Origin of the sequence: Lactobacillus amylovorus DSM 20531, assembly GCF_002706375.1 — a bacterium.
GTDB lineage: Bacteria > Bacillota > Bacilli > Lactobacillales > Lactobacillaceae > Lactobacillus > Lactobacillus amylovorus.
Genome location: NZ_CP017706.1, coordinates 1310626 through 1325630, shown reverse-complemented (window position 1 = coordinate 1325630; position 15005 = coordinate 1310626). Strand labels below are relative to the sequence as shown.

General features: G+C 39.7%; 16 protein-coding genes. 1 reads left to right on the top strand and 15 read right to left on the bottom strand.

Going from position 1 to position 15005, the window contains the following annotated elements:
- Positions 1-8: 8 nt before the first annotated feature.
- The 15 genes from LA20531_RS06830 to rsmG form a co-directional block, all read right to left on the bottom strand.
- Positions 9-194 (bottom strand): hypothetical protein, encoded by a 186-nt coding sequence (locus LA20531_RS06830; protein WP_056940193.1) that lies wholly within the window; start codon positions 192-194, stop codon positions 9-11.
- 184 nt (positions 195-378) lie between these two features.
- Positions 379-669: a bacteriocin immunity family protein gene (locus tag LA20531_RS06825; RefSeq protein ID WP_013438671.1), complete on the bottom strand. Its 291-nt coding sequence runs from the start codon at positions 667-669 to the stop codon at positions 379-381.
- A gap of 72 nt (positions 670-741) precedes the next feature.
- Positions 742-1491 carry an aspartate/glutamate racemase family protein gene (locus LA20531_RS06820; RefSeq protein ID WP_013438672.1) on the bottom strand — a complete coding sequence of 250 codons (750 nt, stop codon included), beginning with the start codon at positions 1489-1491 and terminating at the stop codon, positions 742-744.
- An 11-nt stretch (positions 1492-1502) separates the two neighbouring features.
- Complete coding sequence (locus LA20531_RS06815; protein WP_056940192.1) at positions 1503-3074, bottom strand: UDP-N-acetylmuramoyl-L-alanyl-D-glutamate--2,6-diaminopimelate ligase; 1572 nt, start codon at positions 3072-3074, stop codon at positions 1503-1505.
- Positions 3075-3122: 48 nt separating this feature from the next.
- Positions 3123-4277 carry a sensor histidine kinase gene (locus LA20531_RS06810; RefSeq protein ID WP_056940191.1) on the bottom strand — a complete coding sequence of 385 codons (1155 nt, stop codon included), beginning with the start codon at positions 4275-4277 and terminating at the stop codon, positions 3123-3125.
- Positions 4278-4280: 3 nt separating this feature from the next.
- Positions 4281-4967 carry a response regulator transcription factor CroR gene (gene croR, locus LA20531_RS06805; protein ID WP_013438675.1) on the bottom strand — a complete coding sequence of 229 codons (687 nt, stop codon included), beginning with the start codon at positions 4965-4967 and terminating at the stop codon, positions 4281-4283.
- 181 nt (positions 4968-5148) lie between these two features.
- Positions 5149-6963, bottom strand: a complete 1815-nt coding sequence (locus LA20531_RS06800) for an ABC transporter ATP-binding protein (RefSeq protein ID WP_099202374.1) — start codon at positions 6961-6963, stop codon at positions 5149-5151.
- A gap of 54 nt (positions 6964-7017) precedes the next feature.
- A complete protein-coding gene (locus tag LA20531_RS06795; RefSeq protein ID WP_056940190.1) occupies positions 7018-8742 on the bottom strand; it encodes an ABC transporter ATP-binding protein in 1725 nt (574 codons plus the stop codon).
- 118 nt (positions 8743-8860) lie between these two features.
- Positions 8861-9637, bottom strand: a complete 777-nt coding sequence (locus tag LA20531_RS06790; protein WP_056940189.1) for a DUF1129 domain-containing protein — start codon at positions 9635-9637, stop codon at positions 8861-8863.
- 8 nt (positions 9638-9645) lie between these two features.
- Positions 9646-10746 (bottom strand): redox-regulated ATPase YchF, encoded by a 1101-nt coding sequence (gene ychF, locus LA20531_RS06785; RefSeq protein WP_013438679.1) that lies wholly within the window; start codon positions 10744-10746, stop codon positions 9646-9648.
- A 57-nt stretch (positions 10747-10803) separates the two neighbouring features.
- Positions 10804-11067 carry a DUF951 domain-containing protein gene (locus LA20531_RS06780; RefSeq protein WP_056940188.1) on the bottom strand — a complete coding sequence of 88 codons (264 nt, stop codon included), beginning with the start codon at positions 11065-11067 and terminating at the stop codon, positions 10804-10806.
- Positions 11060-11944 carry a ParB/RepB/Spo0J family partition protein gene (locus tag LA20531_RS06775; protein WP_056940187.1) on the bottom strand — a complete coding sequence of 295 codons (885 nt, stop codon included), beginning with the start codon at positions 11942-11944 and terminating at the stop codon, positions 11060-11062. Before LA20531_RS06775 ends, LA20531_RS06780 begins: the two co-directional genes overlap by 8 nt.
- On the bottom strand, positions 11922-12701 hold the full coding sequence (locus tag LA20531_RS06770) for a ParA family protein (RefSeq protein WP_056940201.1): 780 nt from the start codon (positions 12699-12701) through the stop codon (positions 11922-11924). Before LA20531_RS06770 ends, LA20531_RS06775 begins: the two co-directional genes overlap by 23 nt.
- 14 nt (positions 12702-12715) lie before the next feature.
- A complete protein-coding gene (noc, locus tag LA20531_RS06765) occupies positions 12716-13552 on the bottom strand; it encodes a nucleoid occlusion protein (RefSeq protein ID WP_056940186.1) in 837 nt (278 codons plus the stop codon).
- A 16-nt stretch (positions 13553-13568) separates the two neighbouring features.
- Positions 13569-14291 carry a 16S rRNA (guanine(527)-N(7))-methyltransferase RsmG gene (rsmG, locus tag LA20531_RS06760; RefSeq protein ID WP_056940185.1) on the bottom strand — a complete coding sequence of 241 codons (723 nt, stop codon included), beginning with the start codon at positions 14289-14291 and terminating at the stop codon, positions 13569-13571.
- A gap of 160 nt (positions 14292-14451) precedes the next feature.
- On the opposite strand from rsmG, the gene LA20531_RS06755 reads away from it, so the two are divergent.
- Positions 14452-14988 (top strand): CvpA family protein, encoded by a 537-nt coding sequence (locus tag LA20531_RS06755; RefSeq protein WP_056940184.1) that lies wholly within the window; start codon positions 14452-14454, stop codon positions 14986-14988.
- Positions 14989-15005 lie beyond the last annotated feature (17 nt).

The window sequence follows — 15005 nt, the reverse complement described above, 5'->3', positions numbered from 1 at the left end:
TGCTAACCTCATCCACTAATGAAAATACCTGCTAAAAGCATCCCCACGCCAACAACGGCAATGATGGCACCTTGGTAGTAACCAGCAACAATACCAAAGGAAGAAAATTGGTTTTTCTTAATACTTTTTTGTTGATTATTAACGAAATGACTAGTTCGTCTAATTAGAGCTTGGTAATATCCAAAAAGCCCCAAACAGCTCGGGGATATTCTTTAATCAATTCTCTAAACACATCGATAATTTCAGTCATAATAGTCCTACACAATCTTTTTAATACTACCCTTTAATTTTAGCAGACCCTATGTTGAAATATTTACCAGACAAATCAAAAAAAAGCCTTCAGAAGTGCTCGCTTCTGAAGGCCTATGTTTTACAAATCTAATAATATGACTTCAAAGTCTCCTGCAACTTCGTCACACCAGCAGGCACCTTAAAATCAGTCTTAACCAAATAACCTGACAATTCATCATCAAGTTCCTTAGCAATTTCCTGAACCGGCTCGTCTTCACTAGCTCTAAACAAAGCCAACTTAACAAACTTCATAATATCGTTATTGCCCAACAATTCAGGATCATTATTAACTAGCTCTCTCACCTTAATCATAAAATCATTATCTTTTGGATTGATATTAAGGTGAGTACCCACGCCTTCCAGTTTTGGATATTTCATAATTTAGCCTCCGATCTAATTTCGATTTTAGCACAAGAGAAAAGCCATGAACTTAGTTCATGACTCTCTAACTCATTTATACATGTATTTTGCGCAAGCTTCTTTAGGATCCATACCGTTACGGATCTTAAGAGCTAATTCGATTGAGACATCTGCAAGAATTGATTGTGGATCAATTACGTGATATGGATGGTCAGGTGCTTTTTCTTGAGCTAGTGACAACTCGGTACATCCCAGCAAAATCACGTTACAACCATATTTATCATGCATTGTCTTCAAGATTTTGTGATACAGATCGTGATCTACAGTACCCTTTTCTTTGATATCAGAATAGATCAATTCATTAACCATTGGTTGAATTTCTGGTCCACCCAATTCCACCTTGCGGCCAACTCGCTTAATTTCATCGGCATACAAGTGATCATATATAGAACCTTCAGTAGCAATTAAACCAATCTTCTTTTCATCTGGATAATTGTCAGTAAAATTATGTACGGCAATGCGCATCATGTGTAAAAATGGCTTGTCAGTCAATGCAGCCAAATCATCATAGAAATAATGCGCTGTGTTACATGGCATAACCATGAAGTCCGTACCTAATTTGTCTTGACCTTCTACGTCATCTTTTAAATCATAAAAGAAGTTAGGCTTACTGTGATCCTTGATGTAGGCAGTTCTATCAGGAACTTGTGCATCATTGACCAAAATATAATTTAAATAATCTTGGTCGCGTGCGATCTTAACGCGGTGGTTAATTAACCGCACATAACTCTCAGTGGCAATGGTTCCCATGCCACCAATAATACTAAAAAAGTGCTTCATAGTATCAACTCTTATTTTCTAAAGTGTTCTTTTTGGCCTTCTAATTCATTGATGACATTTTGAGCAACAACGATATCAGATGGGTATGGAGTGTTTACGCCACGAATCTTTTGGAAGGCGTCAGCACCCTTACCACAGATTAAAACAACATCATCTGGGCCAGCCATTGCGATGGCATCGTGGATAGCCTTCTTACGGTCCAATTCAATAGTAACGTCACACTTAGAGTGGTCAATACCTGAATCAATTTCTTCGGCGATTGACTTAGGATCTTCAAAGCCTGGGTCATCAGTTGTCAAGAATGCCTTATCAGCGTATGCGGTCAAACTTTCACTGAAGCCTGGACGACGAGAAACGCCCTTATCGCCAGGAGCACCTACAACTACGATGATCTTAGGGTTGTCGAATTCATTTTGCATAAAGCTCATCAAAGCCATCATTGAAGCCTTGTTGTGAGCGTAGTCAACAACAACCATACCGTGACTCTTAGTTCTTTCAATTTGCATACGACCTGGGATAGTCACGTCGCGGATACCCTTAGCACATTGATCATGGTTAAGGCCGGCAAGACCAGCACCGATAATTGCGGCAGTACCGTTTGATTCGTTGAAGTCACCCAACATCTTCAAAGTGTAGTCACCATTGATAGGCAACTTCTTAGCCTTATCACTTGCGCAGTAAAGTTTGAAGCGAGTTTCCTTCATATCCAATTCTTGTGAAGCAAATCTAAAGTCGATTGGCACCTTCAAATCTGGATTTTCGAAGTTTTCTCTAGCAAACAAGTAAATACTGTCTGGGTTAGTAGTGGTTGTAGCTGCTGCGTAAATTTCATCAAAGTGGGCAGTTTCCGCATTGATAATACATTTACGTGAGTTAACCATTAATTGAAGCTTGCAGTGTAAGTAGTCTGCAAAGTTAGGGTGTTCGTTTGGTCCAATGTGGTCTGGACTGATGTTCAAGAAGAAGCCTAAGTCATAAGTTAAACCAAAGACGCGGTTCTTCTTGTAAGCTTGGCTAGATACTTCCATTACCAAGTGAGTCATACCGTTATCTACGGCAGTACGCATGTCACGGAACAAGTCCAAACTTTCTGGCGTGGTCAAACTTGACTTGAAGCTGTCTTCTGGCTTAGGACCAACAACGTCATTAACTGAAGAAATTAAAGCAGTCTTGCCGCCGTTAGCTTGGTCAAGCATCCCCTTCAAGAAGTATGCGGAAGTAGTCTTACCCTTAGTACCAGTGAAGGCTACAACGTATAAATCATCTTGTGGGAAACGGAAGAATGCGGCTGAAAGCAATGCCATTGCTTTTGAAACATCACGAACGATTAAAGCGTGCATACCTTTGCCTTCAGGATAAGGTTGTTCAGCAACGTAACAAATAGCACCATTGTCTTTAGCCATTGATAAATAAGTTGGTCTAAAGCCTGCACCCTTGCAGAAAAATAATGTGTTAGTTTGGATATCACGTGAGTAGTAAGAAACGTAATCCATCTTAGTAGCTACAGTGTCTTGAACTGCGCTTGATTTGAGCAAGTGGTGCTCTTTTAAAATTAATATACAGGTATTTAAAGAAATACTCATCATTTTCTCCTCGTTGTATTAATACATTCAGTCAAAATTATAACACAGCTAGTGCTTACTTGTCGCTTTCTTAGGATCAAGTGGCAAGCGAATTATGAAACTAGTCCAGTTTTTATCTGATTGGCAGCGAATCGTACCATGGTGCAAATCGACCACGCTCTTGGTAATTGAAAGGCCCAATCCGGTACCACCAGTTTTGGTATTACGGGAAGTTTCCACTCGGTAGAAACGTTCAAAGATCTTTTTCTGTGAATCTTTTGGAATTGGCTCCCCATTGTTTTCAACACGCAATTCGACTTCGCGCTTATTAACTAAGTTAGCCACTAATTTAATCTTGGTAGCTCCCGTACCATATTTGAATGCGTTAGAAATTAAGTTGTTATATACTCGCACTAATTTTTCGGCATCAGCCTGAATGGTTAAATCTTTAGGCCGTGCCTCAATTTCAATCTCAATACCTTTTTTCTCAGCTTCAAGTTCAAACCCGGCTGCTACTTGTTCGAGCATTGAATAAATGTGTAATCTGGCTAAATTCAGCTTCGTATTAGTAGATTTCAGCGTTGAATATTCGAACAAATCATTGGCCAGTGACTTCATTTGCTCAGCCTTGGTGTACGCAATATTAATATATTTTTGCTGGTCTTCAGGAGACGTTACGCCACTTTTTAGTAATCCCAAATAGCCAATAATTGAAGTCAGCGGCGTTCTAATATCGTGTGAAACGTTAGTAATCAATTCATCCTTAGATTGTTCGATTGCCCGTTCCTCATTGATGGAGTTCACAGTACTATCAACCAGTGAGTTAATTGAATCAACTACACGCTGCAATTCAGGCCGCACCCTAAAGTTGATACGGTGATCAAAGTGACCATTAGCAATATAATGCAGCTCCAGAATGACGTGACGTAGCTGCATTTGGTGATATCTTCTGATCAAACGCCAATATAAAACCACCAAATCGCCGATCCCCATCAAAATAATAAAGATATTTTGCCAGGACCATAAGTGATAGCCACCCGCAAAGGTCATCGTCTTTTTCAAAAAGTAGATGCCATTAACCAGACTCTCATCCTGCAAAATAGCCAGGTGGATCAAAATAATTATTGATAGATTTAACAAAAGCAGAAGGATGACCGTTACGACCCCTTCTGCAAACAATTCGCTCTTTTCAGCGCCAGTTAGCTTGACGCGTTCCTTTTTCATTAACTACGCCTCGACCTTGTATCCTACACCCCAAACAGTTTGAATAACATCTTCGCCGCCAGTTGCCTTTTGAATCTTGTCACGAAGGTGTGATACGTGCACCATAACGGTCTTGGCAGAAACGATGGATTCTTGTTGCCAAACACGTTCGAAGATTTCATCAGCAGAGAATACGCGGTTAGGGTGACTAGCTAAAAGATAAAGAATACCAAATTCCAAAGCCGTCAATTGAATAGCCTTGCCATCGATTGTCTTTACTTCGTGAGAATCACGATTAATGACAAGTGGGCCAACTTCCAAGATATCTGGCTTTTCATCCTTAACTTGCTTTTGACTACGACGTAAAAGTGAACGTACTCTGGCCATAACTTCAAGTGGGTTAAATGGCTTAGATACGTAGTCATCGGCACCGGTAATTAAGCCTTGAATCTTATCCATATCACCAGTCTTAGCAGAAACAATGATAATTGGAATATCTGAATCTTTTCTAACTTCCTTAATTACTTCGATTCCGGACATGTTAGGCATCATCACGTCTAAGATCATTAATGCGATGTCTGGTGTAGTAGTTAATTTAGTAATGGCTTCCTTGCCGCTGTATGCCGCAATAGGTTCATAGCCTTCGTTTTTCAAATATATGCTTAAAAGTTCAACGATTTCTTTATCATCATCAACAACTAAAATTTTCACGAGGAAACTTCCCCCTTCTCGTTCTTAATTATTTTATCTCTCTTGTTTATTCTATATACAGTTTATCAAACCTTACGACTATTTTACTTAATTTTAAAGCAAAACGCCTAAGAACAAGGCTTTCTTTATTTTTTCATAAAAAAAGAGCCTGGAAATTCCAAGTTCTAATTTATTTAGCTTATTATTTGATCTCTTTCTTACCAGTGTAGAGCTCGTAGTAGTAGCCCTTCTGCTTCAAAAGTTCCTCGTGATTACCACGTTCAATGATATGACCATGATCAAGAACCAAGATTAAATCTGAGTTAACAATAGTTGATAAACGGTGGGCAATAACGAAACTTGTACGTCCAGCAAGCAAGTTATCCATACCAGCTTGAACCATCTTTTCAGTTCTAGTATCGATGCTTGATGTAGCTTCATCCAAGATCATTACCGGCTCATCGGCAATCATTGCCCGGGCAATACTGAGCAGCTGCATTTGTCCTTGTGACAAATCACCGCCATCACCATCAATCACAGTTTGGTAGCCGTGATCAAGGTCATGGATAAATTCATCGGCATGAGACAACTTAGCTGCTTGGTAGACGTCATCGTCACTAGCATCTGGATTACCGAAGCGGATATTATCCATAATCGTACCAGTAAACAAGTGTGTTTCCTGCAAGACGATTGATAATGACTGACGCAAGTCGTCCTTCTTAATATTCTTGATTGGAATACCATCATAAGTAATCGTGCCTGAATCAATTTCGTAGAAGCGGTTAAGCATGTTAGAAATGGTGGTCTTGCCGGCACCAGTTTCACCAACCAAGGCTACCTTCATGCCTGGCTTAGCATCAATTGAAATGTCGTGCAAAATTTGGTGTTCTGGCACATAACTGAAATTAACGTGATCAAAGACAATATGACCGCGAACTGGAACCTTCTTAATTGAGCCATCTTTTTGTGGGACATTCCAATTCCAGTTACTGCCGACTTCGTCACCTTTAGAAATCGTAACTGTACCATCATCTGGTTCTGAAGCTTGATCTTCCAAATTGAAGATTCTTTCGGCACCAGCTAAGGCCATTACGATTGAGTTCAATTGTTGTGAAATCTGGGCAATAGGCATACTGAACTGTCTTGATAATTGCAAGAATGAACCAATAGCACCAAGTGAAAGTGGAGCCCAACGGTTAATCGCAACAGCACCACCAATAAAGGCAATCAATACGTAAAGCAAGTTACCAATGTTACCCATGATTGGGAAAAGAACAGTTGCGTAAGTGTTAGCTCTACTTGAAGCTTGACGTAATTCTTCGTTGTACTTGTCAAAACCAGCTTTTGATTCTGGTTCGTGGCTGAAGACCTTGATAACCTTCAAACCATTAAGCATTTCTTCGTTATAACCGTTAATTTGACCAAGCTTCTTTTGTTGAATTTGGAAGTAGTGACCTGATCTAACAGTAAGGTAACGAACAATCCCAATTGACAACGCAAAGATGATGAATGAGAAGAGTGTTAATTGCCAACTCAAACTAAACATCGCACATACAACGAATAGCAAACTCAAGGCTGAGTTAGTAAATTGTGGGATTGATTGTGAAATCATCTGCGTCAAAGTATCAATATCGTTGGTGTAACGCGACATGATATCACCAAATTCATTTTGGTCAAAGTATGAAATTGGCAAACTCTCCATGTGCGTAAACATTTCGTTACGAACACGATATTGTACTTTTTGAGCTAAGACACCCATTAACATGTTAAAGAGGTAGTTGGAAAGAAAACCAATAGCATAAATACCAAACATTACCGCAATGGCCGTTTCCAATGGACCATAGTTTGGCACCTTTTCTCTAGTTAATGGAACAATGTAGTTGTTAATCAAACGCTCAATAAAGAGTGAACCGATAACGTTGCTGGCTGCTGCCAAGACAATCGTAATCATGGAAATGATGAGCATCCACGGACTAGTCTTCGCAATCAGCTTAAGCAAGCGGCCCAAAGTTTTCATTCTGTGACCATTAGCTTGATCTTTATTTTCTAAAGCTTTATCCAAATTGCTCACCTACTTTCCTTGTTCTTCTTGGAACTTAGCGATTGAACTGTAAAGCTCGTTAGTCTTCATCAATTCTTCATGCGTTCCAATATCTTGAATCTTACCGTGGTTCATAACGATGATCCGATCGGCGTCTTTAATTGAGACAATTCTCTGAGAAATGATGATCTTGGTCGTATCTGGCATATCTTTAGCAAGTGACGTTCTAATTTCACGTTCCGTGCTAGTATCAACGGCTGAAGTAGAGTCATCCAAGATCAAGATCTTAGGGTTCTTCAACAAGGCTCTGGCAATAGTAATTCTTTGCTTTTGCCCACCTGAAACGTTGTTACCACCTTGTTCGATCATTGTATCGTAGCCATCTGGCATTTCACGAATAAAGTCATCGGCATGCGCAATCTTAGCTGCCGCAACAACTTGTTCGTCAGTGGCGTTTTCGTTACCCCACTTCAAGTTGTCCTTAACCGTACCGGTGAACAAAACGTTCTTTTGTAAGACCATCGCAACGTTGTCACGCAAGGTCTTTAAGTCGTATGACTTAACGTTATGCCCCGCAACGCGGACGGCACCAGACGTTACATCATAAAGACGTGGAATCATTGAAACCAAGGTTGATTTAGATGAACCCGTTTCACCGATGATCCCAATCGTTTCACCTGGATGGATCCGCAAGTTGATATCATCAAGAGCATCAGTTTTATCAGCTGGTTCATACTTAAAGCTAACGTGGTCGAAAATAACTTCACCGTTAGTCAAACGCTTAAGTGGCTTCTTAGGATTTTCAATAGTTGGTTCTTCAGTGATTACAGAAGCGATACGACGACCACTAGCACCTGAAATAACCAACTGGGTGGTAATCATAGCCAAAATGTTCAAACTGAATAAAACTGAGTTTGAGTACGTAAACATTGAAATAAGTTGACCAGTTTGTAAGCTACCGCCAACAATTTCTCTAGCACCAAACCAGCAAATTGCCAAAGTTGAAATATTCAAAACGGCTGCAACTACTAAAGCGTTTAAAGACATAATCTTTTGAGCAGTTGCGAATAATTTGTAAATAAGGCCTGATGACTTCTCAAATTCTTCGATTTGGGGCTTTTCTTGAACGTAAGTCTTAACTTCACGAATACCACGTACATTTTCACGAACCACTTGGTTCATGCGATCATATCCTCTAAAAATCTTAGGGAAATATGGGTAAGCCGATCTAATAATTAAGCCTAAGGCAATTGCAAAAATTGGTCCTAATACTAAGAAAATAAGTGACAAGCGTGGACTGATAATCACAGACATGATAATTGAAACGATGAACATCATTGGCGCTCTAACAGCGATTCTGATCAACATTTGGTAAGCCAATTGCACGTTGTTAACGTCAGTTGTCAAACGCGTAACCAAACTGGCACTTGAAAAGTGATCGATGTTTTCGAATGAATAATCCTGCATGTGATAGAACATGTCCTTACGCAAGTTAGCCGCGAAACCAGCAGCTGCATGGGCAGAAACATAACTGGCACTTGCACCTAATGCTAATGAAATAATTGTCAATACAAACAAAATCAAGCCTAGCTTACTAATGTAGGCCATGTTGCCCTTCATAATTCCGTTATCGATCAAAATACCAACTAAATATGGAATCAGCATTTCGATAATAACTTCACCAATAACAAAGACTGGCGAGAGCAATGACAATTTTTTGTATTGTCGAATCGATTGGCTCAATGTTTTGACCATATAAAACCACCCTTCTATTTCTATGCATCCTTGTAAATAAAAAGATAAATGGGGAATGCCCATTTATCTTTTTTACAACTATCTAATTAGTATGTACTTCTTTTTTTAAAGAAGCAAGTTATTTGCGTTGTGGACGAGACGCAAATGAAGAACCAGTGATGTGGTAGTGTTGTCTAAATAAGTAACGGGCACCGTAGGCAATTGCGGCGATTACGATGTCGACAGCACCTGGCAATACTGGGTTGATTACACGAATTGCTGGCAATGATAAGATCCAAATCCAAACGAACAATGCGACAGCAATTCCTAAACCACTTAACAGCAATTTTGGCAAACCGATTCGTTGGCCGTTCTTTGGCATTACCCAATCGTTGTACTTAACCATGAAGACACCCATCAAGATACCTACACTGGCTAAAGTCAAAATACCCATTTGTGAGTTTTGATGTTGCTTTGTTTCAAACAAGGCAATGACACCAAATAAACCAACGAAGATTGCTAAGTAGAGAAGTGCACCATCAACGGCACGTTGCCAGAATGGAGTTTCTACTGTTTTTTGTTCTGGGTGAAGCATTTCTTCAGCCTTGATCTTTGGTGAAGCTAAGTAAAGACCATTAGCAGGTTGACCATGACGTTGTGCAATCACGATTTCACTAAGCAAACCATCAGTCATGGCGACTGCTTCTTCATGTGAAAGTGAACCTTGACGTTGTAGTTCCTTTTCCAAACGGAAAACGTAGTCTTGGTTCTTGTTACTTAACTTTTGACGCAAAGTCTTAGGGTCTTCATTTTTCAACTCTTCGTCTTTAGCATCAACTTCAGACTGCTTCTTTAATTTTTCTTGTTTTTCAGCGTTAATATTTGAATTATTCTTTTCTTGCTCTTTTTCAGCCATTCTTACTCCTAGACGTTAAATCTGAATTCGATAATGTCACCGTCTTGAACCACGTAGTCCTTACCTTCAAGACGAAGCTTACCTGCTTCCTTAACCTTTTGCATAGTTTCAAGCTTGTCTAAGTCATCGAATGAAACAACTTCGGCACGAATGAAACCACGTTCAAAGTCTGAGTGAATAATACCAGCAACTTGAGGAGCCTTCATACCTTCGTGGAAAGTCCAAGCACGAGTTTCAGGACCACCAGCAGTGAAGAAAGTTCTAAGGCCTAAAATGTGGTAAGCGGCACGAATCAAACGGTCCAAACCTGGTTCCTTAACGCCTTCCATTTCAAGCATTTCCTTCTTTTCATCGCCGTCAAGACCAGCAATTTGTTCTTCGGCAGATGCAGAAATACCCAAAGCTTCAGCATGTTCCTTTTCAGCGTGCTTCTTAACGATTTGGAAGTACTTGTCGCTTTCTGGATCAGCCATTGAGCTTTCAGCAATGTTAGCAACGTAAATAACTGGCTTAGCAGTCAAAAGGAACAAGCCCTTAACAATCTTTTGTTCATCCTTGTTAAAATCGATTGAACGAGCAGCGTTACCTTCTTCAAGAACTGGCTTAAGCTTTTCAAGTACAGCCATTTCAGCCTTAGCTTCCTTATCGCCTTGTTGAGCAACCTTCTTTACCTTGCCGATACGCTTATTAACAGCATCAAGGTCAGCGATGGCAAGTTCCAAGTTGATAGTGTTGATATCTTCTTCTGGATCAACTTTACCAGTAACTGAAGTAATGTTGTCGTCATCGAAAGCACGTACTACGTGAACAATCGCATCAGTTTGACGAATGTTTTCAAGGAACTTGTTACCAAGACCTTCACCCTTTGAAGCACCCTTTACCAAACCGGCAATATCAGTAAATTCAAAAGTAGTGTGAACAATCTTCTTAGCAGGAATCAATTCTTGGATTCTAGCTAAACGTTCATCAGGAACTTCAACCATTCCGACATTTGGTTCAATGGTGGCAAATGGGTAGTTAGCCATTTCTGCACCAGCCTTAGTAATCGCATTAAACAAAGTTGACTTACCAACGTTTGGTAAACCAACGATACCAGCAGTTAATGACATTTGTTGTCCTCTTTTTCTAAAAAATCTATTATTTTATATTTTTCTTACTTGTCTATTTTATCTAAAATTTGGGCGAGCGATACGATCTTTTGGCACATATTGCTCTTTTTTTGCATTAACCGGATCATTAGCCTTAGTTAGAACCTTTTTCAGCTTCCGGTTAAATTCGCTACGTGGCATCATAACCATGTGACCGCATCCCATACACTTCAGCTTAATATCAGCACCCATACGCAAAATTTCCCAGTCATTTACTTGGCATGCATGGGGCTTTTTCATTTGAACTGTATCAGCTAAATTATAAGCGATATCTTTAGTCATCTAAATCAACACCTAACATATCAAGAATTCTATTCAATTCATCGGCAGAAGCAAAGTCGATTGAAAGATGTCCCTTACCCTTTTTCGTTTCAGAAATATTAACGCTTGAGCCAAATTTGTTTGAAAGTTGATTTTCGCTTGCGCGAATAAATGCGGATTTTTTAACCGTCTTCTTTTGTGGCTTCTTCGCGTTCATTTCGCTAACTAAAGCTTCAACCTTGCGAACCGGCATCCCTTCCTTAGCTACTCGCTTAGCCAAGGCATCAATCTTGTCTTTATCCTTCAAGCCTAAAAGGGTTCTAGCTTGACCCATTGATAAATCGCCGTGTTGGAGCAAGCGCTTAGTCTTGCTTGGTAAAGTAAGCAAACGCAAGTAGTTGGCGATATATGGACGAGATTTGCCCATTCGCTTAGAAACTTCTTCTTGCGTCAAGCCGAGGTTCTTTTGGAGCATCTCGTAAGCTTGTGCTTCTTCAAGTGGAGTTAAGTCTTCACGTTGCAAGTTTTCCAAGACTGCAACTTCCATCATTTGACTTTCATCGAATTTACGGACAATTGCTGGAATCGTCTTTTTCTTAGCTAACTTTGAAGCACGATAGCGGCGTTCACCAGCGATAATTTCATAGCCGTTAACAGACTTACGCACGATAATTGGTTGAAAAACGCCGTTTTCTTTAATGGAATCGGATAATTCTCTTAAGCTCTTATCGTCAAATCGCTTTCTTGGCTGATATGGATTAGGACGAATATCGCTTAAATCGAGTTCTTTGACTTCTTCAACTTCCTCAATTTGAGGTTCATCTTCAAAAAGAGCCTCAATCCCGCGACCTAAGCCGCCCTTTTTTCTTGGCTCCTTACTTCTTGAGTCTCTTGCCATGAGCTTTCAACACCTCTTTTGCTAAATCATCATATACCTTCGCACCACGTGACTTTGGAGCATATTCCGTAATTGGTTGGCCATAACTTGGAGCTTCTGCCAACTTGGTAATTCTAGGAATAATTGTCTTGTAAACCTTATTGCTAAAGTATGATTGAACTTCCTTAACAACTTCGGCACCCAAGTTAGTTCTGGCATCCAGCATAGTTAAAAGCACGCCTTCAACGCCAAGGTCTTTATTGAAGTGCTTTTGAACCAAACGAATGGTATTCAAAAGTTGGCTCAAACCTTCCATAGCGTAGTATTCACTTTGTACTGGAATCAAAATTGAGTCTGATGCAGTAAAAGCGTTGATTGAAAGCTGACCTAGTGATGGTGGACAGTCAATAAAGACAAAATCATACTTATCGCTAACTGCATCAAGTGCTGACTTAAGGCGAGTTTCACGTGCCATCATGCTGATAAGTTCAGTTTCAGCACCTGATAAGTTGATGGTTGCTGGAACCATGTCCAACTTAGGAGTTGAAGTATGATGAATTGTATCTTGAATAGGAACTTCATCAATTAAAACATTGTAAATGTCCTGGTCAATCTCTGATTTTTCAATTCCTAAACCAGAGGTAGCGTTGCCTTGTGGATCAATGTCCACAATTAACACGCGATAACCACGGTCGGCAATTGAGGCTGCTAAATTAATGGTAGTAGTAGTCTTACCTACGCCGCCTTTTTGGTTAGCAACCGAAATTACATTTACCATATTTTCCATCCTTCCTACTTTCTCTTCAATTCAATAGTGATCTTGTAATCATCAGGATCGTTGTTTTCCTTGACCTTGACCTTAATGCCTGAATCCTTAGCCAATTTAACAGCCTTCTTGATGGTGTTGATTTGCACCTTAAGATCCTTAGGGATACGTTTTACAACACGTTCACGCTTAGTTTCCTTTTCCTTAGGCTTAGGGTTAAAGTAGGCATTCACGTCTTTAGCAATTTCTTCAGTTTGCTTTACGTTTAAGCCCTTTTCTTCGATTTCCTTTAAAACACGTTCTTGATCATCGTCACTTAAGTTAAGCAAAGCACGGCCATGACGAGCGGTAATTTTGCCTTCAACCAAAGCCTTTTGCACATCATCGTCAAGCTTTAACAAACGCAACTTGTTAGCAACGTATGATTGTGACTTACCCATGTCCTTAGCTAAAGCAGTTTGAGTCAAGTCGTTCAACTTCATCAAATTAGTGTAGGCCTTAGCTTCATCGATTGGGTTCAAGTCTTCACGTTGCAAGTTTTCGATTAAAGCAAGTGAAGCAGCTTGATCATCATTCATGTTATTGACGATTGCTGGAATAGTTTCCCAGTTTAAGCTTTTAGCTGCACGATAACGACGTTCACCAGCAATAATTTCATATTGATCCTCGCCGTCTTCACGAACAACGATTGGTTGAAGCAAACCGTCCTTATCAAGCGTTTCAGCCAATTCCTTGATTGAATCGTCTGAAAATTCACGACGCGGTTGATAACGGTTAGGAACAATCTTATCTAATTCAATATCTTGAATTTGTTTGTTTTTAGGAATTTCTTCATCATGACGCATAAAAGAAAATAATGACATAATATTCCCTCCTAAATTAATGTATTGGTTTACGCCGCGGCGTACCAGCTTGACGTGGATACTTTTTCGGCGTGGACTTTACTTTTTGAACTAAGACCAAAGTTCTCTCTTCTTCACTTTCTGGCAAAGTAAGCTCTTCGTCCTTGATGAGCTTGCCGCCTAAGACTTCAAGCGCCTTTTTGCCATCGTCTAATTCATCCTCAGCTTTAGGGCCTTTTAAGGCAACGAAATAACCGCCCTTCTTAACCAAAGGCAGGCAGTATTCGCTCAAAACTGACATTCTGGCTACGGCACGAGCAGTTACGATATCGAACCTTTCACGATAAAGCTTGTTTTGGCCGACATCTTCGGCACGACCATGAACTAGCTCTACATCGGTTAAACCTAATTCGCTAATTAAATCTTTTAAGAAATTCAGTCTCTTTTGAAGAGAGTCAACAATCGTCACTTTAAGACCTGGTTTTAAAATCTTGAGCGGAATTGAAGGAAAGCCGGCACCAGCACCAACATCACAGAGCGTTGCGCCATCTTTAAAAACTTCGCCAAAAGTAAAAAGAGGCGTAATACTATCATAAAAGTGCTTAAGATATACTTCGTCTTCTTCAGTGATTCTAGTCAAGTTAACGTGTTCGTTAACTTCGATCAACATTTTAAAATAAAGTTTAAATTGCTGCTTTTGTTTATTAGTTAATTCAAAATTATGTTTTGATAGTTCTAAGACAAATTTTTCAGGATTCATTTTTCACCCGTGGAGCCTTGTTTCACATTCTAAATTTAACGCCAAATGCGTTCATAAGTAAAGACAGATCGTCTTTATAATTATGAAGTATTTTATTGCAATCGTCAAAGTTTTGCAGCCTGAAAAATAGGGTATAATTAGGCGCAAGGAGATTAAAAAAATGATTGTTACTTTGATAGTTTTAGCTTACTTAGCTTATAAAACTTATACAGGTTATAAAACCGGCTTTACGAGATACATTATCGGATTAATTTGTTCCGCAATTGTCTTCATGGTAGCGATTTTCGCACAGAATCCACTCGGCAATTGGCTTTACACACAATTTACCGGGGAAATGATTAGAAGCAACGCAACGAATAACGTTGAATTAATGATCGCGCGTTTCGTCGCATTCTTCCTTGTCTTCTTTGTTGGAAAAATGATCATGAAGATCTTCAAAAACTGGATTCCAGCAAAGAATCCGCACGCTACAAACGTGGGCAGCATTTTAGACAATGTTTTAGGTGCTTTGGCTTCGTTAGTTGCCAGCTACTTCATCGTTTACGTTGTCTTATCAATGTTCAACGCTTTGCAAAACCCATGGTTCACGCAGCAAACGATTGATTCATCGTTCTTGCGGTTTATCATTTACAACACACCAGGTCTTTCCAACGGTGTCTTCAACAATATCTTTAATATTAGTAAGACAGTTGGATAATAACCAAAAAAGAGAAC